The organism is Bacillus sp. 5w2 (genome assembly GCF_054353775.1).
In genome coordinates, this window is the sequence record NZ_JBTIWT010000005.1 from 170,125 (window position 1) to 196,614 (window position 26,490).

Annotated in this window: 27 protein-coding genes and 2 other annotated features; of the genes, 8 read left to right on the forward strand and 19 right to left on the reverse strand. The window is 36.3% G+C overall.

All coding sequences use genetic code 11. The features are described 5' to 3' along the window. Positions 1-46: 46 nt before the first annotated feature. Positions 47-1,432: an alkaline phosphatase gene (locus ACXY7N_RS12705; RefSeq protein WP_016086211.1), complete on the reverse strand. Its 1,386-nt coding sequence runs from the start codon at positions 1,430-1,432 to the stop codon at positions 47-49. Between the two features lie 261 nt (positions 1,433-1,693). Here ACXY7N_RS12705 and ACXY7N_RS12710 point away from each other — a divergent pair, with 261 nt between their 5' ends. Then, positions 1,694-2,527: a GNAT family N-acetyltransferase gene (locus ACXY7N_RS12710; protein WP_016135348.1), complete on the forward strand. Its 834-nt coding sequence runs from the start codon at positions 1,694-1,696 to the stop codon at positions 2,525-2,527. A gap of 15 nt (positions 2,528-2,542) precedes the next feature. Then, positions 2,543-3,427: an alpha/beta fold hydrolase gene (locus ACXY7N_RS12715; protein WP_016086209.1), complete on the forward strand. Its 885-nt coding sequence runs from the start codon at positions 2,543-2,545 to the stop codon at positions 3,425-3,427. Positions 3,428-3,468: 41 nt separating this feature from the next. On the opposite strand, the gene ACXY7N_RS12720 is transcribed toward ACXY7N_RS12715, so the two are convergent. The 3 genes from ACXY7N_RS12720 to ACXY7N_RS12730 all read right to left on the reverse strand — a co-directional run bounded on the left by ACXY7N_RS12720 (position 3,469) and on the right by ACXY7N_RS12730 (position 5,390). Continuing rightward, positions 3,469-3,969 carry a DoxX family protein gene (locus tag ACXY7N_RS12720; RefSeq protein ID WP_000236600.1) on the reverse strand — a complete coding sequence of 167 codons (501 nt, stop codon included), beginning with the start codon at positions 3,967-3,969 and terminating at the stop codon, positions 3,469-3,471. A gap of 263 nt (positions 3,970-4,232) precedes the next feature. Beyond that, positions 4,233-4,769 (reverse strand): delta-aminolevulinic acid dehydratase, encoded by a 537-nt coding sequence (locus ACXY7N_RS12725; protein WP_088084357.1) that lies wholly within the window; start codon positions 4,767-4,769, stop codon positions 4,233-4,235. 18 nt (positions 4,770-4,787) lie between these two features. Continuing rightward, positions 4,788-5,390, reverse strand: coding sequence for a histidine phosphatase family protein (locus tag ACXY7N_RS12730; protein WP_088084358.1), 603 nt, complete (start codon positions 5,388-5,390; stop codon positions 4,788-4,790). 169 nt (positions 5,391-5,559) lie between these two features. Here ACXY7N_RS12730 and ACXY7N_RS12735 point away from each other — a divergent pair, with 169 nt between their 5' ends. Then, a complete protein-coding gene (locus ACXY7N_RS12735; RefSeq protein ID WP_016086206.1) occupies positions 5,560-5,898 on the forward strand; it encodes a hypothetical protein in 339 nt (112 codons plus the stop codon). Positions 5,899-5,966: 68 nt separating this feature from the next. Next, positions 5,967-6,089 carry a DUF4023 domain-containing protein gene (locus tag ACXY7N_RS12740; RefSeq protein WP_000071864.1) on the forward strand — a complete coding sequence of 41 codons (123 nt, stop codon included), beginning with the start codon at positions 5,967-5,969 and terminating at the stop codon, positions 6,087-6,089. Positions 6,090-6,130: 41 nt separating this feature from the next. On the opposite strand, the gene ACXY7N_RS12745 is transcribed toward ACXY7N_RS12740, so the two are convergent. Next, positions 6,131-7,369, reverse strand: a complete 1,239-nt coding sequence (locus tag ACXY7N_RS12745) for a TolB family protein (RefSeq protein ID WP_016086205.1) — start codon at positions 7,367-7,369, stop codon at positions 6,131-6,133. Positions 7,370-7,598: 229 nt separating this feature from the next. On the opposite strand from ACXY7N_RS12745, the gene ACXY7N_RS12750 reads away from it, so the two are divergent. The 3 genes from ACXY7N_RS12750 (at position 7,599) to ACXY7N_RS12760 (ending at position 13,254) form a co-directional block, all read left to right on the forward strand. Then, a complete protein-coding gene (locus ACXY7N_RS12750) occupies positions 7,599-10,346 on the forward strand; it encodes a S8 family serine peptidase (RefSeq protein WP_488592424.1) in 2,748 nt (915 codons plus the stop codon). Positions 10,347-10,534: 188 nt separating this feature from the next. Next, positions 10,535-10,764: a binding site (T-box leader), on the forward strand. A gap of 51 nt (positions 10,765-10,815) precedes the next feature. After that, positions 10,816-11,043, forward strand: a binding site (T-box leader). 161 nt (positions 11,044-11,204) lie between these two features. Then, a complete protein-coding gene (locus tag ACXY7N_RS12755) occupies positions 11,205-12,959 on the forward strand; it encodes an aromatic amino acid hydroxylase (RefSeq protein ID WP_016135352.1) in 1,755 nt (584 codons plus the stop codon). Then, positions 12,940-13,254, forward strand: a complete 315-nt coding sequence (locus tag ACXY7N_RS12760) for a 4a-hydroxytetrahydrobiopterin dehydratase (protein ID WP_016086202.1) — start codon at positions 12,940-12,942, stop codon at positions 13,252-13,254. The genes ACXY7N_RS12755 and ACXY7N_RS12760 overlap by 20 nt, the downstream gene beginning before the upstream one ends. Before the next feature lie 15 nt (positions 13,255-13,269). Here ACXY7N_RS12760 and ACXY7N_RS12765 read toward each other — a convergent pair whose 3' ends face one another. Together ACXY7N_RS12765 and ACXY7N_RS12770 are read right to left on the reverse strand one after the other, a co-directional pair. Next, positions 13,270-14,127, reverse strand: a complete 858-nt coding sequence (locus ACXY7N_RS12765) for a VOC family protein (protein WP_016086201.1) — start codon at positions 14,125-14,127, stop codon at positions 13,270-13,272. A gap of 21 nt (positions 14,128-14,148) precedes the next feature. Further along, a complete protein-coding gene (locus ACXY7N_RS12770; RefSeq protein WP_016086200.1) occupies positions 14,149-14,553 on the reverse strand; it encodes a DoxX family protein in 405 nt (134 codons plus the stop codon). Between the two features lie 156 nt (positions 14,554-14,709). Here ACXY7N_RS12770 and ACXY7N_RS12775 point away from each other — a divergent pair, with 156 nt between their 5' ends. Continuing rightward, entirely contained in the window at positions 14,710-15,255 is a 546-nt protein-coding gene (locus tag ACXY7N_RS12775) for a helix-turn-helix domain-containing protein (protein ID WP_001020700.1), read from the forward strand. 33 nt (positions 15,256-15,288) lie between these two features. Here ACXY7N_RS12775 and ACXY7N_RS12780 read toward each other — a convergent pair whose 3' ends face one another. The 12 genes from ACXY7N_RS12780 to mtnN all read right to left on the reverse strand — a co-directional run bounded on the left by ACXY7N_RS12780 (position 15,289) and on the right by mtnN (position 26,482). Next, positions 15,289-15,666 carry a hotdog family protein gene (locus ACXY7N_RS12780; RefSeq protein ID WP_000025009.1) on the reverse strand — a complete coding sequence of 126 codons (378 nt, stop codon included), beginning with the start codon at positions 15,664-15,666 and terminating at the stop codon, positions 15,289-15,291. A 125-nt stretch (positions 15,667-15,791) separates the two neighbouring features. Continuing rightward, on the reverse strand, positions 15,792-16,250 hold the full coding sequence (locus tag ACXY7N_RS12785; protein ID WP_016086199.1) for a GNAT family N-acetyltransferase: 459 nt from the start codon (positions 16,248-16,250) through the stop codon (positions 15,792-15,794). Positions 16,251-16,306: 56 nt separating this feature from the next. Further along, entirely contained in the window at positions 16,307-16,813 is a 507-nt protein-coding gene (locus ACXY7N_RS12790) for a GNAT family N-acetyltransferase (protein ID WP_016086198.1), read from the reverse strand. A 309-nt stretch (positions 16,814-17,122) separates the two neighbouring features. Beyond that, complete coding sequence (locus tag ACXY7N_RS12795; RefSeq protein ID WP_001258431.1) at positions 17,123-17,518, reverse strand: ankyrin repeat domain-containing protein; 396 nt, start codon at positions 17,516-17,518, stop codon at positions 17,123-17,125. Beyond that, the gene (locus tag ACXY7N_RS12800; RefSeq protein WP_016086197.1) at positions 17,485-18,303 is read right to left on the reverse strand and encodes an ABC transporter ATP-binding protein; all 819 of its coding nucleotides are present in this window, start codon (positions 18,301-18,303) and stop codon (positions 17,485-17,487) included. Before ACXY7N_RS12800 ends, ACXY7N_RS12795 begins: the two co-directional genes overlap by 34 nt. Beyond that, positions 18,290-19,318, reverse strand: coding sequence for a FecCD family ABC transporter permease (locus tag ACXY7N_RS12805; protein ID WP_016086196.1), 1,029 nt, complete (start codon positions 19,316-19,318; stop codon positions 18,290-18,292). The genes ACXY7N_RS12800 and ACXY7N_RS12805 overlap by 14 nt, the downstream gene beginning before the upstream one ends. 5 nt (positions 19,319-19,323) lie before the next feature. Further along, positions 19,324-20,271, reverse strand: a complete 948-nt coding sequence (locus tag ACXY7N_RS12810; RefSeq protein WP_016135353.1) for a helical backbone metal receptor — start codon at positions 20,269-20,271, stop codon at positions 19,324-19,326. Between the two features lie 156 nt (positions 20,272-20,427). Next, positions 20,428-20,655, reverse strand: a complete 228-nt coding sequence (locus ACXY7N_RS12815) for a YrhC family protein (protein WP_016135354.1) — start codon at positions 20,653-20,655, stop codon at positions 20,428-20,430. Between the two features lie 126 nt (positions 20,656-20,781). Then, positions 20,782-23,385 carry a bifunctional acetaldehyde-CoA/alcohol dehydrogenase gene (gene adhE, locus ACXY7N_RS12820; RefSeq protein ID WP_016135355.1) on the reverse strand — a complete coding sequence of 868 codons (2,604 nt, stop codon included), beginning with the start codon at positions 23,383-23,385 and terminating at the stop codon, positions 20,782-20,784. A 259-nt stretch (positions 23,386-23,644) separates the two neighbouring features. Next, positions 23,645-24,778, reverse strand: a complete 1,134-nt coding sequence (locus ACXY7N_RS12825) for a bifunctional cystathionine gamma-lyase/homocysteine desulfhydrase (RefSeq protein WP_016135356.1) — start codon at positions 24,776-24,778, stop codon at positions 23,645-23,647. A gap of 2 nt (positions 24,779-24,780) precedes the next feature. Continuing rightward, positions 24,781-25,704: an O-acetylserine dependent cystathionine beta-synthase gene (locus ACXY7N_RS12830; RefSeq protein WP_488592425.1), complete on the reverse strand. Its 924-nt coding sequence runs from the start codon at positions 25,702-25,704 to the stop codon at positions 24,781-24,783. Between the two features lie 82 nt (positions 25,705-25,786). Continuing rightward, positions 25,787-26,482, reverse strand: coding sequence for a 5'-methylthioadenosine/S-adenosylhomocysteine nucleosidase (mtnN, locus tag ACXY7N_RS12835; RefSeq protein WP_001217038.1), 696 nt, complete (start codon positions 26,480-26,482; stop codon positions 25,787-25,789). Positions 26,483-26,490: the final 8 nt, after the last annotated feature.

Consider the following 26,490-nt stretch of genomic DNA (forward strand, 5'->3'; position numbering starts at 1 on the left):
CTCCTAAAAAGAAAAGTGAGGCATTTCGCCTCACTTTCATTTATAATTAGCGTCTTCCTTTATTCGGATCGCCACCGCCAACAATATCAAAGACACGTTTAGCGATATTTGTATTCTCTTGAACGCCAGAGAACAAGTATTTACCAGGGCCAAATGCATATACGTTTACATCTTCCCCTGTATGCCCACCTGTAGTCCATCCTGTAACCGAACGCTTATTGAAAATATCCTCAATCGCATTATCAATCTTTGTTACATCTTTTGAAGGAGCAATATCATTTACCGCTTTAATTTCTTCTGGTGTTAATTGTAAATCAATATATTTTTTCAATGTTTCTTCTACATTTGCACCTTTTGCAATCTCATTTGCCATGAAGTCTGGTGTGCGTTTTGCAGCTTTAATTGGATCTACTTTAAAGTTATACTCACCATTCGCACCTAAAGATAATCCGCCAGTAGCGTGGTCTGCCGTTGCAACGACTAACGTATTTTTATCTTTTTTCGCAAACTCAATCGCTGCTTTAAATGCTTTTTCAAAGTCTTCCATTTCACTCATTGCACCAACGATATCATTATCGTGTCCAGCCCAGTCGATTTGACTTCCTTCAACCATTAAGAAGAAACCATTTTTATTTTTGTTCAAACGCTCAATTGCTGCATTTGTCATTTCTTCTAATGAAGGTGTTTTATCGGTACGGTCAATCATTTTATCTAAACCACCTGGCGCAAATAAACCAAGAATTTGATCATTTTTATCATTTAACAATTGATTGCGATCTGTTACATAGCTATAACCAGATTTCTTAAATTCTTCTGTAAGATTGCGATCTTTTCTAACAAAGTTATTTACACCGCCGCCAAGCATAACGTCTACTTTATGCTTCCCTTTAATTTTCTCATCAAAATAATCATTTGCAATTGCGTCCATATTTTTACGACTAATGTCATGCGCACCGAACGCAGCTGGTGTTGCATGTGTAATTTCAGAAGTAGCAACTAATCCTGTTGATTTCCCTTTTTCTTTCGCTTGTTCAAGGACAGTTTTCACTTCTGCTTTATCATTATCAACTGCAATGGCCGCATTATATGTTTTAATTCCTGCTGACATAGCTGTTGCTGCTGATGCAGAGTCTGTGATATTTTCATGTTCATCTTCCGGATATGTTTTTTGTGTTCCTACAAGATGTTTATCAAACTCTGTAGATTCCATTTCGAATGTTTTTGGATTATCTTTCATATAACGATGAGCTGTCATATATGAAGGACCCATACCATCTCCAATTAACACAATAACATTTTTAATCTTTGCATTGCTTCCGTTCTCATCCGCATTTACTTCACTAGAACGTGTAAAATTCCATGTTGCCACCGAAGTAACTGCTAACGACGCCACAACTGCAAATGGCCATGCTTTTTTCACAAACTTTTTCACTGTCTTGTCCCCCTAATTAGGTTATTCATTTCCCACTATCAAATTTAATGGAAGACTATTAAGAGAAAATTAGTTATATGTAAATTTTTTGTTAACTTATGTAAATATCAGTTATAATTTGTATAACTTTGTCTATTCATATCAACGATTTTCCCCTTTACAATCGAAATATAAACCAGTTGGATTTCGTGTAACGTAAATCTCTCATTTAACATTTTCAATCTACTTTCATGAAAATTAATAGAAATGTGGTGAACATTTATGAAAACAATAGAGCTAGATGAATCTTTCATTTTTGATTTACTCGACCTTTGCAAAGCTGTTGGATGGTTACAAGATAAGGCATTTATGAAAAAGCAATTCGAAATGTATCTTTCTCTCGGCACATTTATCGGTTATATGTATGAAAATAAACTGATTGCAGCTGGAGGGGTATTTCCTTTTAAAAATAGTTTTTCTACTATTGGTATGTTAATCGTCCATCCTACTTTTCAAGGCCGAGGCATCGGGCGTATTTTGCTTAATCACTGTTTAGAACACACTCACCTAAAACAACCAATTGCACTTATTGCAACAAAAGCTGGCGAGCCTCTTTATACATCATGCGGATTTCAAACAGTAACGACGATTCATCGTTTTGAAAAACAAACTACTAAGACACATATCACTCATACACAACAAGTAAAAGAAAAAGACCTTATATCGCTTATTTCTCTCGATCAAATTACAACTGGTGCCGATCGTTCTTTACTTTATTCATTACTATTACCAAGAACCAGCCACTCTTTTAAAATTGAGAGACGTAACTGTATAGAAGCTTTTTCCTTATGCATACAAAAAGGTAATATATTATGTATCAATCCACTTATCGCCAAACGAGAAGAAGATGCTATTCAATTACTACAAAACATATGTGAATGTTGGAATGGCACAGTAAGGATTGATGTCCCACATTCACAATTTTCATTTCGCAAATTTCTTCAAACAGAAAAATTCCAAGAAACGCTCCTTTCACCTCTTATGATAAAAAATGGTAGCCAACTTCCTGGAAATCGTAATATGCTATTTGCTATGATAGATACAGCGTTATGTTAGAAAGGGGACACCTAATTGAAGCGATTTAGCTATTTTATGGTAGGTTGTCTTACTCTTACACTATTAGTAGGATGTAGTGCAGCAGAAAAGCCAGTAGAACAAGTAAAACAAGTTAAAAATACACTTACAGCGAAATTAGCTACCGAGGAAAAAATGGTAGAAATAGATGGTCAAACCATTTACTTTAAAAAGATTGGTAATGAAAAACCACCTTTACTTATGATCCATGGATTTGGAGGATCGTCAGATGGTTTTCAAAAGATTTACTCAGACTTAGCAAAAGATCATACGATTATTTCTGTAGATGCTTTAGGATTCGGGCGCTCATCTAAGCCAATGGATTTTCACTATTCTTTCCCAACTCATGCAAATTTGTATTATAAATTAATGAAAAAACTAGGTTACGATTCGTTTGCAATACTGGGCCACTCAATGGGCGGAGAAATTTCTCTTAATTTAACATATTTATATCCTGAAGCCGTTACCCACCTTATTTTAACTGATGCTACAGGCGGTCCTCATACATTCGTTAATAAACAAGGTTCACCAAAACCACAGTTGTCGACTGATTTAAATACCGTTTCTGCTATTGCAGATTATGATGAGAGCAAAGTTAAATTCAAGCGTAATGATGAAGAGCATTACAATAAAATGAAATTATGGCCTAGACGTCTTCAAATTAATGCAAATGAAATGAAACAACCAACCTTAATTATATGGGGAAGAAATGATAGTAGCGTTTCTTGGAAAGAAGGAGAAACGTATCATCAATTCTTAAAAAATAGTACTTTCCATGTTATTGAAAAAGGTTATCACGCACCGTTTCGCCAAGAACCACAGGAATTTGTAGGGTATGTAAAAGATTTCTTTAAAAACAATCCGATACAATTTGAAAAATAAAATAAGCGGGTATCTCATTTTGAGATACCCACTTTCATATATTAAGCAGCTTGCTTTTGGCGTTTTTGAGTTTTTGATCCTAATACTTTCGGAATAACAAAGCCATCTATTCCAAATTTACCAGCGTTCATACCAGAAACTAGAACGAACATTGATAAAATAACCATTTCAGGGTTTACACCAATTGACCCACTAAACATATAGGAAAAGTTCATTACAAGACCGAAAAAGACCGCTGTTTTTGTTAAACAGCCTACAATTAAACCAATTCCGACTAAAATCTCTCCCCATGTTACAAGTGTATTAAATAGATCAACGTTTGGAATTGCGAAATCTTGTAGAAATGATGCCCACCAAGATTGAACAGCCGGTTGTGCTCCTTTAGATTTTTCAATTGCACCTTGTAAATAACCTGTTGCATCGAAACCTTTTCCTTGTAGTTTACCGATTCCAGCCATTAACCATGTGTAACCAAGATACACTCGGATTACTGCTAACACAAAAGAAACTGCTTTGTTTTCTCTTAAAAATTGAATAACCATATCTTCCTCCTAAAGTTGTAATTAAGTCAGTTACAGATAATATAATAACATTAGTTACTTATTTTACAAACGTTAATTATGAATAATTCGTGACATGTGTATGAAACATTAAAAACTAACGTTTATATAGTAACTTTTATTACCTGTAAAAACTTGAACATATCATACCACAAGTGATAATGGTTTTCATTGAAGAAAATGTAAAAAAAATGTGAGTTAAATGTGAAACGCGTTTATTCGAATATAGAACAAACGCGTTTTCACTATTTATAAAATTGAAATGTGTGTGTCTCCTCATCAATTAACCTCGCTTCTTGAAATGCTTCTTCTAACGTTTTTTTATGGTTAATAACCCCGTAAAATAAGCGTATTGTAAACATAAGTGCTGCATTCCCATCTACATAATCTATCGACCCAATATACGATTTCGCTCCACTACGTAAAAAAGATTCTGCTAGCTTTTGCTCCCCTAACGTACACCCACTATTTACAATATGTGTATTATGCAATTTTGCATATTTATAAATTTCTGCTGCACCAAAGTACCCCCTCGGTTCATTTTGTTCATATATATCTTCACCTAACTCTTCCATGACAAACTTCCCTTCCTCACCATGAAAGCAAAAGACAATATAATTAATATCATTATATAAACCCTTTCCAGAAAGAATATCCATGAACTCTTTCGGTCTACCAATCCAATATGTTACAACTCTTGCACCAAAATATTCAAGCGATGCTCGGATTGATTGCGCCTCTAAATCAGAATTAAAACCAACTACTAGTGCAACCTTCAACATACACCCTCCATCCTATAATTAGATTTCATCAATTAAACTTTTAAGGGATACATCCATTTCATATATACCCGTCTCTTGCAAAAAATTAGATCTAGTTAAAACGACCTTCTGTAAATATTGCCTATATGCTGTAATTGTCCCGTCGTGAGATACAATACAAATTCTTTCAGCGCCTAGCTCATAGCACCAAAAAAGAAATTCATCTACTATTTGCTGAAAACTCTTCTCTGAAATAGTATTTATACCTTCCGTCCATAACTGCTTATTTGTGCTTTTCTCTATCGAAAAATGTGGAAATAAATTTGTTATTATTCCCTGATCTACTATGTGATCACATGGCAATGTTTTCGCTCCTTCTCGATAAGGAAAAATACGTGGGGATACATATGGATGGACGATTTTTTTGCAAGCTACTTTCTCACTCCATATTGCCGCCGTTTGTAAAGTTCTAAGTGTAGGGCTAGCAATTAATATATCCGTTTCCTGCAATGGCACATTGCATTGAAGTAATTTAGCCTGATCCCTTCCCTCATCCGTTAATGGCGGATGCAACACTTGTAAACTTGCCGGCAAATCTTTTGTATGTTCTCCTTCACCATGCCGAACAAAGACGAGTTTCATATCCAGCCTCCTCTCACTATGAAATCCTCTTACATATTTCTTCCCTATCTCATTCTTTATTCCTGCTATATGAAAAACTGGTTGTAAAAAACATTTGACATAATTAATTAGAAAATATTACAATCATATATGTCAAATACTTTTTACAATAGGGAGGGGAATCACAAATATGAAATGGATTATCGCCTTTATCGGAATGGGCATATGGGGATACATAAATGGATTTTTTAATAGTGATAAAACTGCTAATCCTTGGATTACAGATGATGAACGGGAAACAAAAATTAAGCAGAAGGCAATTATTGCAAGCTGGTCTGGTGTTTTCATGTTTTGTATCATTAACCTCTTAAACAAATGGTTAGATTTAGGAACGAGCGATACATCACCTTACTTACCAGATCCTGGCGCAACTATTTTAAAAGAAAATGTAGAGTTACAAGTTTTACTTATGCTATTTATTACGTATGGAATATTTTACGTATACTATCGTAGAAAATTAAGCGCCTAACTTCTAACTCATGATTATCCTCCTAAATGGTTATAGTAACTATGACGAAATGAAAGGAGAGATATAGAATGAGTAACTCAAATGACTTTTTAAATACACTACATGAAAAACAAGCAAAAGACGAACAAAATAGAAAACGTCAAGGGAACGGAAACCCAGCGAAAAAAAAGCCAAATAAAACACATAAATAACGATAAAAAAACTGCCTAAAATTATCTTTCAGGCAGTTTTTTTATTCTTCTTTCACCGAGATGACATCTTCCCAATTCCATTTCTCATAATACCACTCTGGTACATCTATATTTTCAATCCACTTCTTTTCCTGTTTTCCATCACTATGGGCAAGCCATACGTTAGCTTTCTTACGATCTGAACGTATCCATATTAATTGATTGCTCTTCTTCATAAAGATCGGATGATAGTCACCTTGCTTATGAGGTGGCTTTGTGATTTGATGTTGTTCATCGCTTGTACTATCAATCTCATATAAAGACGGTAATGGCCTTTTTTCTGGCGGAGTTTCTATCCCTGCCTCTTTTGCACGTGAAACGATAATTACTTTATCGTTCTTCCACGAAAAATCCCAATCAACATATCCTTTCGGCGTAAAGGTTTTCTGCTGAAGTGCTGGCAGTTCTTTTACTTTTAAATGTTTATTCTCTAACGCAACTCTCCCGCTTCCTTCAATATAAGCTAATATATCCTTGGATGGCGCCCATTTGAACCATTGTGTGTTTAATAACATTTGATCTACTTTTTCAAAACGACTACCATCTGCTCGAACTAAGCAAAGCGTATTACTATCAGCTGACCATGAAGCTGTCGGTACCGCTAAAAATGAAATCCACTTTCGATCTGGTGACCACTCAAACCCACTTGCAACTAGCGCTAGAAAATCATCATGTTCATTTGGCAATGCATACAAATGCTTCATTTTGTGAGGATTCATATGTGCATCTTTTTGCACTTCATATAGCTGAGCTCCTGTCCATCCTGTTGGAAGTAAGTGTGCTTCAGAGGATACAAGAAACTTCTTTCCATCAGGGTACCATGCATAATCACCTACACCAGCCGATACATTTTCAAAATCTGCATTCTTTTTTTCTACATCAAATGTATTTAATGTACCTGTAAATATAAATGCAATTATATTTTCTGTTGGTGACCATTGATAATTCGATGCTTCTGAGTGAAACGGCGTAACTTTCTTTCCATCTTTCAGCCGGTATAACTCAAGAATACTTTGTTTCTTCCCTTTTACATATGCTAGCCACTCCCCATCATATGACCACTTCGGCCCTGTTACCTTCTCTCCTTTTGTAAGTTGTTTTTCTTTCCCATCAACTTTAATCCAAAGGTCATGATGACGAATAAAAGCAATTTTCACCCCACTATTTTCTGCTTTAGTAATAGTAATTGAACTTAAAAATATGAATAATACTGTTATGACACTTGCTACAACCTTTTTCATAACACTCCTCCATTTCCCCCATAGCATTCCTCACACCCCACCTACAATATGTGAAAAATCCCCCATTCGACATAATTCCAAAAAATTTCCCAAGAAACTTTTAATTCAAAGAGGATTGGTATGAATTATGTCGAAAGTATAGTTTAACCAACATTCAATTTTATATTTCACAACAAAAATGTAAGATAACTTTTCTGAATATTGGAACTTTTTATTAGAGGGAGTTTCAATGAAAAAGACTACATCTACACTATTAAGTATGGCGCTCGCCTTTTCTAGTTTTGGAGCTTTAAGCGCACATGCTGAATCACTGCAAAAGGAGAAGCAATTTAGTCCACAGTTAAAAGCGAATATTCAACAATGGGGAGAAAACAAAATCGCGCAAAATGTTGAAACAAAAACATCAAAAGAAATTTCAGTCATTGTAGAATTGCAACACGCTCCGCTCGCTTCACAAAGTAACATTCAGCATGCTCCAGACTTAAAAAATGGCAATGCGCAATCATACCATGCACAACTAAAAAAAGCACAAGAGGATACAACAAAGAAAATTAAAGAAAAAGCACCAAAAGCAAAGATAAAAGAAACGTATAGTACGTTATTTTCTGGATTCTCTATTTCTATCCCGGGAGATCAAGTTGCTGCTTTAGCTTCTTTACCTGAAGTAAAGGCAATTTATCCGAACTTAACATATAAGTTACATGAAACATCAAAAAGCCCTGCGGATTTAGAAACACCAAACGTTGGAGCTCCTACAGTTGGTGCACCTGAAGCTTGGAAATTAAAAGATCCAACTGGCAAACCGCTTGATGGAAAAGGAATGAAAGTCGCTGTTATCGATTCAGGTGTAGACTATACCCATCCTGATTTACAAGCAAATTATATCGGTGGCTACGATACAGTCGATGAAGATAATGATCCGATGGATGGAAATGTCCACGGTACCCATGTTGCAGGGATTATTGCTGGTAACGGAAAAATAAAGGGGATTGCTCCGAACGCTTCTATACTCGCTTACCGTGTCATGAATGATGGTGGCACTGGTACGACAGATGATATTATTCAAGGTATTGAGCGTGCTATTCAAGACGGTGCAGATGTTTTAAATCTATCTCTCGGTCAAGATTTGAATGTCCCTGATCAACCTGTAACACTGACGTTAGAACGCGCAGCAAAACTTGGTGTTACTGCAGTCGTTTCAAATGGAAACGATGGACCAAAGCCTTGGTCTGTTGATGCTCCTGGTAATGCCAGTAGTGTCATTTCTGTTGGTGCATCTACTGTTTCTATTCCATTCCCAACATTCCAAGTAGCTGGTTCTAATAAATCTTACCAAGGATTACCGTTATCAAAAGCAGACTTCCAAGTAGGAAACGATGCTCAGCTTGTATATGTTGGCTACGGTAATTCAAGCGATTACGCTAAACAAGATGTGAAAGGTAAGTTCGCCCTTGTTTTACAAGGAACTTCGAGTACGTTAGTAAAAGCAGAACAAGCAAAGCAAGCTGGTGCTCTCGGCGTGCTACTAATTTCTAACGAAAAAGAAATTAATATTATGCCAGAATATTTCGAACGTGCAGATATAGCTCTTCCAGTTATGCAACTATCAAATACAAATGGCGAAGAGTTGAAAAATGTAATTACAAAACGAAAGAAAAATATAAAGATTGGACAACCAAACAAAACCGAACTTATTGGTAACTTCAGTTCAAGAGGACCATCACAAGGCAGTTGGCTTATAAAGCCTGATATAGTTGCACCTGGCGTACAAATTACTAGTACTGTACCAAGAGGTGGCTATGAATCTCACAACGGAACAAGTATGGCTGCGCCACAGGTAGCGGGAGCCGTTGCCTTACTGCGTCAAATGCATCCTGATTGGACGACAGAACAATTGAAAGCATCTCTTGCCAATACAGCAAAAACATTAAAAGATGTAAATGAAACTACATATCCTGTTATGGCACAAGGATCTGGTTTAATTAACATTCCAAAAGCAGCTCAAACTGATGCGTTAGTGCAACCGAACAACGTAAGTTTCGGTCTTATTAAACCAAATAGCGGCAAAGTAAAGCTAACACAAAATATTACGTTACAAAATCTTTCTAACAAAAAGAAAAACTTTTCAACTCGTATTGAATTACTAGATACAAAAACAAAAATCCAGACTTCTTTCCCTTCTTCGATTAGTTTGAAACCGAATAGTAATATTGAAAAACCATTTACTATTACTGTAGATAGCTCCTTACCGCAAGGCGTATATACAGGAAATCTGTATGTAAAAGAACAAGGAAAAACTGAAGAAATGCGTATTCCATTTACATTTAGCATTGATCCGAAAGAATACAAGCGTATTGATGGCCTTGAAATCGTTAATTCTACTTTCAGTCCAAATAATGACAAAATACTAGATGACAACCTAATCAATTACTATTTAGTTACACCAGTTGAAGACATAGCCTTTCATGCTAATTTAATTACGAAAGACCGCGTGACATATCAAGGCATGGTATATCAAGGTAAAAATGAAACACCTGGTTATAAATCTTTCAAATGGAATGGTACAAAAATTAATGGATCCCCTCTACCTGATGGCTTATACCAAATCGAAGCTGTTGCTTCTAACTCTGGTGGAGAAACAAAGCAAACAGGAGCAGTGTTTATTGACCGAACAGCACCTAAGTTAACGCACGAAGTTGATCAAGAAAATCTCATAATTAGAGGGAAAGTTGACGATATTCTACTAGATTGGATGACAGAATCTGGTTGGGTTGCACCTGGTATTCCAGTGAAAATGCAATATGAAATTAACGGAAATGGTATATGGGAAAGTGCATTCTTAAACACTTGGGAGAAAAACTACGAAATTTATTTCGATCGTAATCAATTACAACAAGGAAAGAATACAATTCATATTGTTGCAACCGATGCAGCTGGAAATACATCTAATTTAAATGTTGATTTAGAAGTGAACTAAAGTGAAACTTTAATCAGCCCTCACCAATCGGACGTTTACGGGCAGTAAGGCTTCCATCTAACTTCTTTGCTCCGGCCAAATTTTGAAGTAGGAGTTTTACTGCCCACAAATAGCGTGATAAAATTATTGTTGACAATCTTTTAAAAAAAGTTTTATAATACAAAACATAGTTTAGTTGAACGAATTATATATCGGCTTTGAAGGAATACTAGTAGCGACTTATATCCCTGTCTCAGAGAACTGATGGTTGGTGCGAATCAGTACATATACAAGCGTGAATTACAATTCTGGAGCTTCTTTCCCGTAGTGCACATAATGCATGAAGAGAAAGACGGATCTTTCCGTTATCTTAAAGTGAGTGGTAAACAATTTTTCTGTTTACAATTAGGGTGGTACCGCGATTTTTATCGTCCCTATCGGATTTTCCGATAGGGGCTTTTTTGCGTCCTTCCCTTTTGTACAATTTCATATATACGCGTTGAAAGAATCGCAGTAATATCTTATATCCCTGTTACAGAGAGCTAATGGTCGGTGGAAATTAGCACATATATAAATATGAATTACAATTCTGGAGCTTCTTTTTCGTAGTGCTTGTACGCATGAAGGAAAAGACGGAGTTTTTCCGTTATCATGAATTGAGATGTAAGTATGTTTTCACTTACAAATAGGGTGGTACCGCGATTCTTTCGCCCCTATCGGATTTTCCGATAGGGCTTTTTCTATTTCTCACAGAAACAAATGTTAAATAATTCCGAATCTTATGATAAAATTTTATAAGCGCTTACAAATTTGAAGGGGGGTGGTACAAGCTAAACGAAACCGATACTGAATTTTATTGAAAAAAAGGAGGATGTCTAAATGACAAAGAAAACAGAAATTCCATCGCATTTAAAACCATTCGTATCCACACAGCATTATGATCAATACACGCCGGTGAATCACGCTGTGTGGCGTTACATTATGAGACAAAATCATAGTTTCTTAAAAGACGTTGCTCATCCAGCCTATGTGAACGGATTACAATCATCTGGTATTAATATAGATGCAATTCCAAAGGTAGAAGAAATGAATGAGTGTTTGGCACCAAGCGGCTGGGGAGCTGTAACAATTGATGGACTTATTCCCGGTGTAGCATTCTTTGATTTCCAAGGACACGGTTTACTACCAATCGCAACAGATATTCGCAAAGTAGAAAATATCGAGTACACACCAGCTCCAGATATCGTACATGAGGCAGCAGGACACGCACCGATTTTGCTTGATCCTACATATGCAAAATATGTGAAACGATTTGGACAAATTGGAGCAAAAGCTTTCTCCACAAAAGAAGAACATGAGGCGTTTGAAGCTGTTCGTACATTAACGATTGTAAAAGAAAGCCCGACTTCTACACCTGAAGAAGTTGCAGCTGCTGAAAATAATGTAATTGAAAAACAAAACTTAGTTTCTGGTTTATCAGAAGCTGAACAAATTTCACGTCTTTTCTGGTGGACAGTAGAATACGGCTTAATTGGAAATATAGACAATCCAAAAATCTACGGTGCTGGGCTCCTTTCTTCTGTTGGTGAAAGTAAACATTGCTTAACAGACGCTGTAGAAAAAGTTCCTTTTTCCATTGAAGCTTGTACAAGAACAACTTATGACGTAACAAAAATGCAACCACAACTATTTGTTTGTGAATCATTTGAAGAATTAACAGAAGCACTTGAGAAATTCGCTGAAACGATGGCCTTTAAAACAGGTGGTAAAGAAGGCTTAGAAAAAGCAATTCGCTCTGAAAATCATGCAACTGCTGAGCTAAATAGTGGATTACAAATTACAGGTACATTCACCGAGACAATTAAAAACGATGCAGGTGAATTGATTTACATGCGAACAAGTTCGCCAACAGCATTAGCAATTCACAATAAACAACTAGCGAATCATTCTACTGCTGTACACAGTGACGGCTTTGGAACACCAATTGGATTACTTACTGAAAATGTTGCATTAGAAAATTGTACAGATGAAGAATTACAATCATTAGGAATTACGATTGGAAATACTGCTGAGTTTACTTTTGCAAGTGGTATTCATGTAAAAGGAACAGTAACAGATATTATAAAAAATGATAAGAAAATTGCTCTTATTTCCTTTATCGATTGCACAGTTACTTATAACGCCCGAGTATTATTTGATGCTTCATGGGGCGCATTTGATATGGCTGTTGGTTCAGAGATCACTTCTGTATTCCCAGGAGCAGCAGATGCAGCATCGTTTTCCTCAGTTGATGAAGAAATAGAAGAAACTCCAGCACCTCTCACATTAACTGAGCTAGATCGTATGTATCAAACAGTTCGTGACATTCGAAATAAAGGTATTTTACACGACGCGCATGTCGAACAATTAGTAGCGATTCAAGAGGTATTAAATAAATTGTATCCGAAAGAATGGCTACTTCGCCTTGAAATATTAGAATTACTTCTAGAACATAACAAAGGGCACGAAACATCGGCAGCATTACTACAACAACTGTCTACTTTCACAACGGACGAAGCTGTAACACGCCTTATTAACAATGGTCTTGCACTACTGCATATAAAGGATGTGAAAAATGATGCTACGATTAACTGAAGAAGAAGTTCAAGAGGAGTTATTGAAAGTAGATAAATGGATGGTAAAAGATGAAAAATGGATTGAACGAAAATATATGTTTTCCGACTACTTAAAAGGAGTCGAATTTGTCTCTGAAGCCGCCAAACTATCAGAAGAACATAATCACCATCCATTTATCCTTATCCAGTATAAAGCAGTTATTATTACTTTGTCATCTTGGAATGCGAAAGGTTTAACGAAACTAGATTTTGAGCTTGCCAAGCAATTTGATGAACTATTTTTACAAAACGAAAAAGCAATTATAAGAAAGTAAAAAAGAGAAGCCTTTTTAGGCTTCTCCTTTTATTTTGAAATGGATACAATGTCCAAATGGATCCTCAACTTGTAATATTCCATCCTTATACGTAGCAATCTTGCCAATATTTTTTAAACTTTCACATACTTGCTCTTTTTGTTTTTCGTCTGCTAGTACAATTGTGAAATATTTCAAGCCAACGGAATTTGGCATTTGCGGTGGTACTCCTTCACCTTGCCACGTATTTAAACCGATATGGTGATGATAACCACCTGCCGATACGAACAACGCTCCATTACGAGCTGGAATCGTTACTTCAAAGCCAAGACCATCCACATAGAAACGTTTTGCTTCTTCCAAATCAGCTACATGGAAATGAATATGTCCCATCACAGTACCAGCTGGAAAGCCATTCCATGCACTTCCTTGCTGCAATAATTCTTCACCAGCTAACGGGTTACTAACAAATGGTAGTTCTCCATTCTCATCACGCCAAACTTCTTTTTGGCGATCATGATAAATTTCAATCCCGTTTCCATCTGGATCAGCTAAATAAAGGGCCTCACTAAAGTAATGGTCAGCTCCGCCGTGCAGCGGATATACCATTTCTACAAGATGGCGAAGGATATTCGCTAAATCCTGTCTGCTTGGTAATAAAATTGCGTAATGATATAAACCCGTTCTCCCTCTTTGCTTTGGTAATGCTTCTTTCTTTTCTTCAATGATAAGGAGTGGTTCGTTATTTTCATTCCCAAATGTAACGACCATTTCATCTTCTTTTAGTACTTTCATACTTAGTACTTCTGTATAAAACTCTAGTGATTTCTTTATATTTGATACATATAAATGAACAACATCAAGTGTTGTATCGGGATGAAGTTGAAAACTCATCTTGTTAGCCTCCCATTTAAATTAGTTCTTCTTTGACATTTTCTCTTTTAAAAAATTATCTACAAAACCGTCTGCTTTCGCAACAAATAAGTACGCACCCATTGCTAACAATGCAAGTTCTAATTCGAAGCCAGGATTTTTTCCATCTCCTAATAAACCAGCTGACCATTTTACTTTTACGATCGCTCCAACCATAACAAGTGCAAATAATAATCCAATATATCTTACACCTAAACCTAGAATTAACAATATACCCCCAACTAATTCCGCTGTTGCTACACCGTATGCAAGTCCTCCTGGTAAACCAATGCTTGTGAACCACCCTGCAATATTGTCAATCCCCGATTGGAATTTTGTTAAACCGTGCATAAAGAACGTTACCCCTAACACGATACGAATAATTAAGTTACCGATATGTTGATTCATTTCTTTCTCTCCTTTATAGTTTTCTTATACAAAACTTTTATTTACATTACAAAACATACACTAATTTTTTTTATTCGTCAATTCATTTTCACTGGGAAAAAATATATTTTTTTTGCTATGATACAAATAGTTGTTTACAAAAAGGAGCTTGATTTTATGAATATTGGTTCTGCAATACGTGAAATTCGTCAACGTAGAGGCATAACAATCGCACAAATTTGTGAGGGAACAGGTCTTTCTAAAGGATTTATGAGTCAGGTTGAAAATAATAAAACATCGCCATCTATCTCAACTTTAGAAACGATCTCCAATTTTTTAAACGTTCCCCTTCCCTATTTATTATTAGAACAAAAAGATCGGTTGAAAGTTGTCAAAAAGGTAGAGCGTAAATACAGTGTATACGGAAAAGATGAACAAAGAATTGAACATGTTGCAGAGCAAGGTGGCCTTCGCTTAAATCTCGTAGAAATTCCTGCTGGGTTTCCGAAAGAAAATACACCAAATGCCCATGAAGGGGAAGAATGTCATCTTGTATTACGCGGAAAACTAGAAGTTCAACATGGAGAAGATATTGCAATTGTAGAGGAAGGGGATTCTTTCTCCTGGAATGCATGTGTTCCTCATATCGTTCGCAATATAGGAGAAGAAACTGCATTATTACTCATCTCTAGTCATGCAGAAAATCGAAAACGTGTTTATTAAATAAAAAAGAAGCCTGTAAATCAGGCTTCTTTTTTATCCCCTTATAACGCCATAGCTTGTCCCAACTAGTACAGTCTTTTCGTGTTGATTGCGATAAACTGACTCGATTGAAACCTTTTTGTATCCTTCCATCTGTTCAATATTTGTTAAAGTTAATTCACAAGTGATCGTATCTCCTGTAAAAACCGGTCTAATAAACTCACTTACTAATTCTCTTGCTATGTAATGTAATTCTTCGCCTACTTTCGTTCCAATACTAGCAGTCAATAAACCATGAACCATTAAACGTCCATTTTCATCATATTCCATATGATGCCTACCTTTATCTCCTGTAATATTTGCAAATTCAAAAACCTCTTCCTCAGTAAATCTTCTTTCGTATTTAAATACATCCCCAACTTTTATACTCATTTTTATCCCCCTAATAATAAACAGAATTTTCTTTCATTTTATCATAAAATGAGCCTCAGTTCATTTTCTATTACAAAAAGAATTAGAAATACTTATAACTGTACTCTTTCTTTTTTTTCGCTCATTTACCGATGACCATCTTTTTTTGCAACTTGATATCCATAGTAAGCGCATGTTCCATTTCTTGATAACTCTCTCACCTCAAAACCACAACTTCTATAAAAATCAAAATTGTTTGCAGATGTATGCGCAAACCAGTCACCGTGTGGCAGTTTTTGCAAGCAAAGGGCGACAAGCTTCTTACCTAATCCCTTCCCTCTATATTCACACTTCACAACTAAATTTACTATGTTCGCGACCATGATTCCATCAGAAATGACTCTAACCATGGCTATCATCTCTTCTTCATCCCAAATTGTGAATGCCCATGTTGAATTTTCAAATGCTATCGTGAATTTTTCAATTTGCCAAGAAGGGATATTATCATTGCTCCAACCGGCATCTTCGAACAAAGCTTTAATTGCATATGCTGGCACACCATTCGTTCCCTCGCGAATAATAAGTCCATTATGGTAAATATACATGTAATCCCCCCTTTATTTTTATATACCATTCTTCAAAAGATGCAATTTACCTTTTTTCATCGAACGCGCTTAATGGAATAAACGAGTACATCCATCCCATGAAATGAAGTTGTTTTCTCATAACTAAGCCCTGTTTTTCTAGCAACAAATATTGAGGCGGGATGGTCCGGATTAATAAGCGAAATTAATTTATTCATTCGTAACGCTTGGAAGCCATAGTCTCGAAACGCTGCTGCTGCTTCTTTCGCATACCCTTTTCCCCAATACTGAGGTAGTAACCAATAACCAATTTCAATTTCTTCTTTTCCACCTATCTGCTGCTTTACTAGTCCTGCATGACCAATTCGTATTCCCGTTTCCTTTTCAATCAATACAAATAAACCGAGACCGTTTTTATAGCTCGGAATCACCCACTCCTCCAAACTTTTTTTACATTGCATATATGTTTTTAACGTCCCATTTCCAATATAGCGCATTACCTTCTCATTTCCCCATAGTGAAGCGTAGAACTGTAAATCATCCATTGTATATTTGCGAATTTGTAAACGATCTGTATGAAACATATCTGCACTCCTTCCCACGAATTTGTACTTAACTACACGATTATGTTTTGTATATATACTAAATGTTACTATCTATTATAAATGAACCAAGGGCAAAATACAGAATATTCAATCCTAAAAGAATCTAAAAAAGGCAGTAGACAAATATTGTCTACTGCATCCATATCATAACTAGCATAACGAAAACTACAATTGAGGGGGGTGTAGGATTTTCAAATATACTAGATACTTATCCCGTTCTAACGGGCGGTAAACTTTTCAATTATATGAAAGTGAAAAGTTTACCGCACATAAGAACCTTTGCGGTCATTAAGAGAGCACCGTTAAGTACTCAAATACTCGCTGTGCTTTTTCCCCGCCCATTCGTGCATGTTGAAGAAGGGAAATACCATGTGGACCAGATGCACGTAATGCTTCTGGTTGTGCTACTAAAATAGCTTGTACAACTTCTAATTCTCCAAGCATAGCGGCCGCGAAAATATCCATTCGAGCACCCTTTTCTAGTAAATAGAGAGCAATATCTTTACGACCTACATGTGCCGCTGCCCCTAACGCACTTTCCCAATCTGATCCGCCCCAATTGTAAGAGGCATGAAGTAAGCTTGGGGATTCAGCCAACAGTTCTTGTACTTTCTCTAAATCTCCGTGAGCTGCCATAACAAATTCTCTTACTAACTCAGTGGTAATACATTCTTCTGTTCGCATCTTGCTCCTCCTTTTTTAGAAATTCGTTTTGGTGTGAAAAATGGCTTGTCGCTACCTTGAAAAATATCTACATCTATGCCGAATACACGTTGAAACATTTCATGACATAACACTTCTTCTGGTATACCGTCATACTGAAGCTTCCCTCGCTTTAATACGAGTAAACGATCACTATATTGAGCCGCTTGGTTAATATCATGTAAAACCATTACAATTGTCATACCAAACTCCTCGTTTAATCGTTTCACAAGTTCCATTACTTCCAATTGATGAACAATATCCAAAAAAGTTGTTGGTTCATCTAATAATAAAACATTTGTACGTTGTGCTAGCGTCATTGCAATCCAGGCACGTTGTCTTTCTCCTCCTGATAAAGATTGCAAAAGACGATATTCATACCCTTCAAGATTTGTAACAGACAATGCCCAATCAACAATTTCTTCATCTTCTTTATTTAAGCGACTGCTCCATGATTTATGAGGGCCTCTTCCGAATTCGATTAATTCTTTCACTGTTAAATCTAATTGATGATCATGCATTTGTGGTAACATCGCTAATTGCTTCGCCACATCGGCACTTTTCATCGTATGAATACTTTTTCCATCTAAAATGATATCCCCTTCGCTTTGTTTAAGTAATCTTGCCATTAAACGAAGCAAAGTAGATTTCCCCGACCCATTCGGTCCAATTAAACTAACGATCTCTCCAGCTTTAATATGTACATTCATATTTTGCATTTGAAATCTTTCAGAATGTGCGTAAAACACTTTGTTAACGGAAATCACGTTGCTTTCCTCCTCTATGAATTAAATATAAGAAGAACGGACCACCTAAGAAGGATAATAAAATACCTACAGGCAATTCAATTGGATCGAACCAACTTCGAGCTATCGCATCCGCGAAAACAAGTAATATCCCTCCGCCAAGGCATGACAATGGCAGTAAATATTTATAGTCATTTCCAACTAATAAGCGTAACATATGTGGTACGACAAGACCGACAAATCCAATAAGACCAGAAACACTAACCGCAATTCCAGCTAATAATGTGCTTACTACTATTAAATAAAACCGGCTTCTCTCCACGTTATAACCTAATAATTTCGCCATTTCATCTCCAAGCATTAATACTCGAATATGCTTAATACCAAAGAAGGCTAGTATAATAGCGAATATTGCATAATAAATAATCATGTTTAAATGTACCCAACTTACACCACCAATGCCGCCTGCTAACCACGGTAACACGGATTGTACTTTGTCACTATGTAATAACATTAACGCTGACGTCGCTGCACCAATTAATGCATTAATTGACACCCCTACTAAGACAATTCTTGAAGGAGGTGCCCCTTTTTGCCATGATAAAGCATAAATGACCATCGCCGTTATGAAAGCTCCTAAAAACGCACCGAGCGGTAAAAAAGCCATATGCTGAGGGAATAAAATCATAATTACAATTGCTACAAGGCCTGCTCCAGATGAAACCCCGATAATACCAGGATCTGCAAGAGGATTTCTCATAACCCCTTGTAGCAGTGCACCAGATGCTGCCAAACATGTTCCCACTATAAATCCAACGAGCACTCTCGGTATACGAAGATCCCATACAATTCGATGAACTGTCGAACCCTCATCTTGTATGCCAGCTAGAATTTCTCGTAAAGAAAAGGACAAACTTCCTGCAAAAAGACCGTAAAAAAGACCTAGAATCGTTAATACAACTAAAGTAACTGCTATTATCCATCTTTTTTTCGCAAAAGGATGTTCCTTTTCCCTTACTACTTCACTACTTTCCATACTTATCATTTCCTTACATCTTGTATACTTTTATACATAAAGTCCATCGCTTCTGTAACTTTTGTTCCAGGATTTGATCCAAATAAGTCAGGTGGCAAAATAACTACACGATTTTGTTTTACTGCATCTAAATTTTTCCACGCTTCATTTTTCATCATTTCGCCTTCAAATGCTTTTTTAACGCTATTTGGATCTCCATGTGTAATTAAATAAATCACATCTGGATTTGCCTCAATAATGCGTTCTACGCTTAGTTGCGCATATTGCGGATATTCCTTCATTTCTGGAAAATCGGCTGCAATATTTTTTCCACCTGTTTTTTCTAAAATATCACCTGATAAAGATGTTGGTAATGCTGCTAAATAAGTGCCTGGTGCTCCATACACTAGCAATGCTTTCACATCGCTCTTTTTCTCATATTTCTTTATTTGATCATTAATTTTTTGGTTAAGTTCTTTTGCTTTATCTTCTTTCTTCATTACCGTTCCATATATTTCAATATTCTTTTGAATATCTTGTACAGAGTTCGCAGAAGAAATCATTACTTTCGTTCCTTGTCCTTCAACCGTTGGAACATTCTTTTGGAATCCATTGTTAGCAATAAGTACATCCGGTTTCAAACTAGCAATTTGCTCAAAATTCGGCTGATGTGCATTCCCGATTACTTGTACTTTCTTTAACTCCTCTGGAAGAGTTATTTTTGTATCTGGACGACCTACTATTTTTCCACCTAAAGCATGAATAATATTCATGTCCCCCATACTTAATGTTGCAAAACTCTCTGGCACTTTATCAAATGTTACCTTTCTTCCTGACAGGTCGGTAACTTCGATTTTCTCTTTTCCTTTTTCTGTTTTTGTTGCAGATGCTTTTTCGTTTCCTTTTGCACTGCAACCGATTAATAAGAAAAAAATAGATAAAATTGCTGTGAATAGCGCAATAGATTTTTTCATTCTTCCACCTCTAACTGATAATGATAATCATTAACTACTATTCTACTTTAATTGATAAGGATTATCATTGTCAATATAAACCGCATACATTTTTTACAAAAAACAAAGAGCACTACAAAAAGATTCGTCCTTTTCGTAGTGCTCTATTTCATAATATTACTCACATTCATTTCCCTCTAACTGATCTCGTATCACTTTCACACGCTGAAAGAAAAAGAATGATAAACTTAAAAATATAACGATGCTTCCCATCATAACAAAAAATTGTATTGTTTCTTTTGCTCCATTCGGAATCAATAAACCAACCATTAACAATGTACTTACCGCGAGAAGAATTTGTCCGAACCGAGTATAATCTTCTATTTTTTCTTGTAATTCTTTCATTATATTCTCACTCCTCCATTTCACTGTATCATATTCTCTTAAACTTAAAGACAAGTAAATACAGCCATTCTGGGAGATGTTTTCCAAAAGAAAAAGAGCCGCTTTATTGCGACTCTTTCATAACCATTACTCTCCTTTATATGCTTCCATATAAATTTCTTTCAGCTCTGAAATGAGAGGTAATTTTGGATTAGCTGTTGTACATTGATCTTCAAAAGCTCTTTCTGCTAATAATCCAACAACCTCTTCAAATTCATCTTTAGCAACTCCTTGTCCTGCAATACTCATATTTATATTTAAGCTTTTTCCAAGCTCAATAATTGCCTGGACGAGTGATTCCACACCTTCTGTTGTTGAACTTGCTGGAAGCCCGATTGTTCTCGCAATATGTGCATAGCGTTCATCAGCTACAAAGTGCTCATATTTTGGGAACAATGCGTGTTTTCTTGGCTTAATAGCATTATAGCGAACTACGTGCGGCATAAGAATTGCATTCGCACGTCCATGCGGAATATGGAATTCTGGTCCAATTTTATGTGCTAAACTGTGATTAATACCTAGGAAAGCATTTGCAAATGCCATCCCTGCGATTGCAGAAGCATTATGCATTTTTTCGCGTGCTTCTTCATCATTTCCATCTTTAAATGCTCTTGGTAAATATTTAAATACAAGATCAATGGCTTTTAATGCTAATCCATCTGTATAGTCATTTGCCAGAACAGACACATACGCCTCGATTGCATGCGTTAATACGTCCATCCCAGTGTCTGCTGTTACATGTGGTGGTACTGTCATTACAAATTGTGGATCAACAATTGCTACATCTGGCGTTAATTCATAATCTGCAAGTGGATACTTTATATTATTTTTCTTATCTGTAATAACCGCAAATGGTGTCACTTCTGATCCTGTTCCTGATGTTGTTGGAATGGCAACAAACTGTGCCTTACTTCCTAATTCCGGATATTTACATGTACGTTTTCTTATATCTAAAAACTTCTGTTTAATTCCATAGAATGTTGTTTCTGGGTGCTCATAGAAAAGCCACATCCCTTTCGCTGCATCCATAGCTGAACCACCACCAAGTGCGATAATTACATCTGGCTTAAAACTTCTCATCATTTCCGCACCTTTAAACACTGTTTCATCTGATGGATCTGGCTCAACCTCAAAGAAAACTTCAACTTTTACATCATTTGCATGTTTACGTAAATAATGTGTAACCGTATCTACATATCCGTGCTCAACCATTCCTGGATCCGTTACAATAAATGCGCGTGAAATGTTAGGCATATTCGCTAAATATGCTGTCGCATGTTTTTCAAAATAAATTTTGGGTGGTAATTTAAACCACTGCATATTCTTTTTTCTATTTGCCAACCTTTTTATATTTAATAAATGCGTCGCTGTTACGTTTTGAGAAACTGAGTTTTTCCCGTAGGAACCGCAACCAAGCGTAAGTGATGGAATAAATCCATTATATATGTCGCCGATTCCACCTTGTGAGGAAGGGGCATTTACAATAAGGCGGCAAGCTTTCATGCGTAATCCAAATTGCTTTTGCACTTCTTTATTTACAGAATGGATGACTGCTGAATGTCCTAAACCACCGAGGTTTAACATTTCCTCGCAATATGTAAATCCTTCTTCTAATGAATTTGCTTTTACACAGGCTAATACTGGACTCAGTTTCTCACGAGATAGTGGATAGGCTGCTCCGATACCTTGAATTTCAGCTACAAGCATTTTTGTATTTTTAGGCACAGTAATTCCAACTAATTCGGCAATATACTGTGCGGATTTCCCTACAATATCACTATTTACTGCACATGTATTTTCATTAATAACAAGTTTTTCTAATTTTCTTCTCTCTTCCTCTGTTACAAAGTAACAATTGTTTGCAATCATTTCTGTTTTCACATCATCATAAATTTCCTTATCTACAATGATTGCTTGTTCTGATGCACAAATCATACCGTTATCAAATGTTTTTGATAAAATTAAATCATTAACGGCTCGTTTTATATGCGCTGATTTCTCTATATAACATGGTACATTACCAGGACCTACACCTAGCGCTGGTTTTCCAGTAGAATAAGCTGATTTCACCATACCTGCTCCTCCAGTTGCCAAAACAAGTGCAACACCTTCATGGTTCATTAATTGTTTCGTTGCTTCGACAGAAGGTCTTTCAATCCACTGAATACAATGTTTTGGTGCCCCTGCCTTCACCGCTGCATCATATACTGTTTTCGCCGCTGCAATGGAACAGTTTTGTGCTGAAGGATGAAATGCGAAAATAATTGGATTTCTCGTTTTTATCGCAATCAATGCTTTAAACATTGTTGTCGACGTTGGGTTCGTTACTGGCGTTACCCCAGCTACTACACCGACAGGTTCCGCAATTTCTATTATTTCTTCATGAGGATCTTCGTGAATAATCCCTACTGTTTTATCTTTCTTTATGCTATGCCAAATATATTCAGTAGCAAAAATATTTTTAATGCATTTATCTTCGTATACACCACGCCCTGTTTCTTCAACAGCCAACTTTGCAAGTGGCATATGTTGATCAACACCTGCTAATGCCATTTCATGAACAATGTTGTCAATTTGCTCTTGTGTAAAGCTTTCTAATGCTTGTAAAGCCTTCCGACCGTTATTCACTAACGTTTCAATCATCTCTTTTACTTCCTGCATTTCATTTACAACTTTCTCTTTGACTACCATGTAAATTCCTCCTATTCTGCTATCTTGGACTAAATAAGACCCTATAGGTCGTAATCAGTCCCGATTAGCGCAAAAAAAATAGAGTTGCTTTCCTACATGAACCTCATTGTTTGTGAAATATTTCACAAGTTTGTTCGTGAGTAACACTTCATGAACTTAATATACATGAAATCATTTCATTTGTGTATGTCTATTTTGTGAAATGTTTCACAAAATAACATAATAAAAATGCACTGCCTATATTAGCAGTGCATTTTTATTATGCTAGCGCTTGTGCTAGATCTTCAATTAAATCTTCGCCGTCTTCAATACCGACAGAAATACGAATTAATGTATCTGTAATTCCTAATTCCTTGCGACGATCTGCTGGGATTGATGCATGTGTCATTTGAGATGGAATAGAAATTAAACTTTCTACTGCTCCTAAACTTTCAGCAAGTGTAAAGTATTGTAATTTCTCAAGTACTTTATTTAATGTTTCTTCGCTATCTACATCAAATGAGATAATAGCACCAAATCCATTTGCTTGTTCTGTTGCTAATTCATGGTTTTGATGTGACTCAAGACCTGGATAATATACTTTATTTACTTTTGGATGGTTATTTAAAAACTCAGCAATTGCACGTGAATTCGTTTCATGTTCTTCCATTCGAATTCCTAATGTTTTTAAACCACGAAGTAGTAAGAAGCTATCTTGTGGGCCAAGAATGCCTCCTGTTGAATTTTGCACAAAGTGAAGATCTTCTGCTAATTGCGGGCTATTTACAACTACTAGACCTGCAACTACGTCACTATGACCTCCTAAATATTTCGTTGCACTATGAAGTACAATGTCTGCTCCTAAAGAAATCGGCGACTGCCAATATGGCGTCATGAATGTGTTATCAATAATTGTTAATAAATCTTTCTCTTTAGCAAGAGTAGATATTTTTTTAATATCAGTAATTTTTAGTAATGGATTCGTTGGTGTTTCTACATAAACCGCTTTCGTATTTGGAAGAATCGCTTCTGCAACTTCCTCTAAGTTTGTTGTATCTACAAATGTATGCTCAATACCGAAACGGTTTAATACTTTCGTGATAACGCGGTACGTTCCACCATAAACATCATCAGTTAAAATAACGTGGTCACCTTTTGAGAACAACATAATTGTCGCTGTAATAGCAGCCATTCCTGAGCCAAATGCAAATCCCGCATGGCCGTTTTCTAATACAGCAATCATTTCTTCTAAAGCTGCACGTGTTGGGTTACCTGTACGTGAATATTCATATCCTTGATGTTTACCAACTGCTTCTTGTTTGTACGTACTTGTTTGATAGATCGGTACGTTTACAGATCCAGTTGAAGGTTCTCCTATGCGAATACCATGAATTAACTTTGTCTTTGCTCTCATTTTTATTCCCATCCTTTGTATATGTCTTTACTTAAATAGCGCTCACTACTATCGGGAAAAATCGTTACAATATTTGTACCTGGTGCCGCTTTCTCTGCTTCAAGTAAACTTGCATGAAATGCTGCTCCTGAAGAGCTCCCAACAAGCAGTCCTTCTTTTTGCGCTAATTCCTTCACTCGTAAAAATGCATTTCGATCAAAAATTGTATGAATTTCATCAAAATACGATGTTTTCAAAAATGGCGGGATGAATTCAAGGCCAATCCCTTCCGTTTCATGTGAACCAGCTTTACCACCATTTAAAATAGATCCTTCTGGTTCCACAATAACCGTTTTTATATCTACATTTTTTTCTTTCAAATAAGATGCAGTCCCCATGAATGTACCACCAGTTCCTGCTCCTGCAACAAATATGTTAATCTCTCCGTTCAATGCGTCCCAAAGTTCAGGACCTAATGTTTTGAAATAAGCACGAGGGTTTGCTTCATTTGCAAACTGACTTGGAGAGTATGAATTCGGTATTTCATTTACTAACTCTTTCGCTTTTGCAATTGCACCGGTCATTCCTTGCTCAGTCGGTGTATGCACGACCGTTGCGCCTAGTGCTTTCATTAATTCTTGTTTTTCAATACTAAATTTCTCTGGTACACAAACAATAACGCGTAAATCATGTTCTAACGCTGCAAGTGCCAGTCCAATACCAGTATTTCCAGCAGTCGGTTCAATAATTGTTCCACCCTGGGTAACAAGCCCTTTTTCTAGCGCATCTTCGATTAATTCTCTTCCTAAGCGATCCTTAACGCTTCCACCTGGGTTATAAAATTCAAGCTTCGCAAATAAACGGACCCCTTCTGGAAGTGAAAAACGAGTAATTTCTACAATTGGTGTATGACCAATTAACTCATGAACTCCACGATATACATTCATCGTGTTCTCCCCCTTATTTGCCAATAAAGAAAAGGCAACTGTATGTATTTTCTTTATATGAGACAGTTGCCTTTTTGTTACATTACTTTAACTCTTCTAGTACTTTTACAATAAAGTTTGTAGAATGAAGAGCTGCTTGATCTAAAAATTGATCAAATGAAACATTAGACTCTTTACCAGCAATATCAGAAAGTGCACGAATAATAACAAACGGAACTTCATATTGGTGGCATACTTGTGCAACAGCTGCTGCTTCCATTTCTACTGCATAAAGGTCTTCAAATTTATCACGAATTGCTGCAACGCGGTTTGGATCACTCATAAATGAATCACCTGTTGCAATCATACCTTTTACAACTTGAATATTTTCTTCTGCCTGCATACATTTCTCAGCTAATGCAACTAATGCTTCATCAGCCTTGAATCCAGGCGGCATTCCTGGTACTTGACCATACTCATAGTTAAATGCTGTAACATCTACGTCATGATGACGAACTTCTGTTGAAATAACTACATCTCCAACATTTAGAGAATGATGGAATCCACCAGCTGAACCAGTATTAATTACTTTTTCAGGCTTATATCTTTCTAATAAAATTGTCGTTGACATCGCTGCATTTACTTTACCAATACCAGACTTTAACAAGATTACTTCGTGTCCTGCTAATTGTCCTTTCGTAAATTCACAACCCGCAACCGTTTCTGTTTCTGCTTGTTCTAATTTGTCACGTAAAATACGTACTTCTTCTTCCATTGCTCCAATTACAGCAATTCTCAATCTAATCC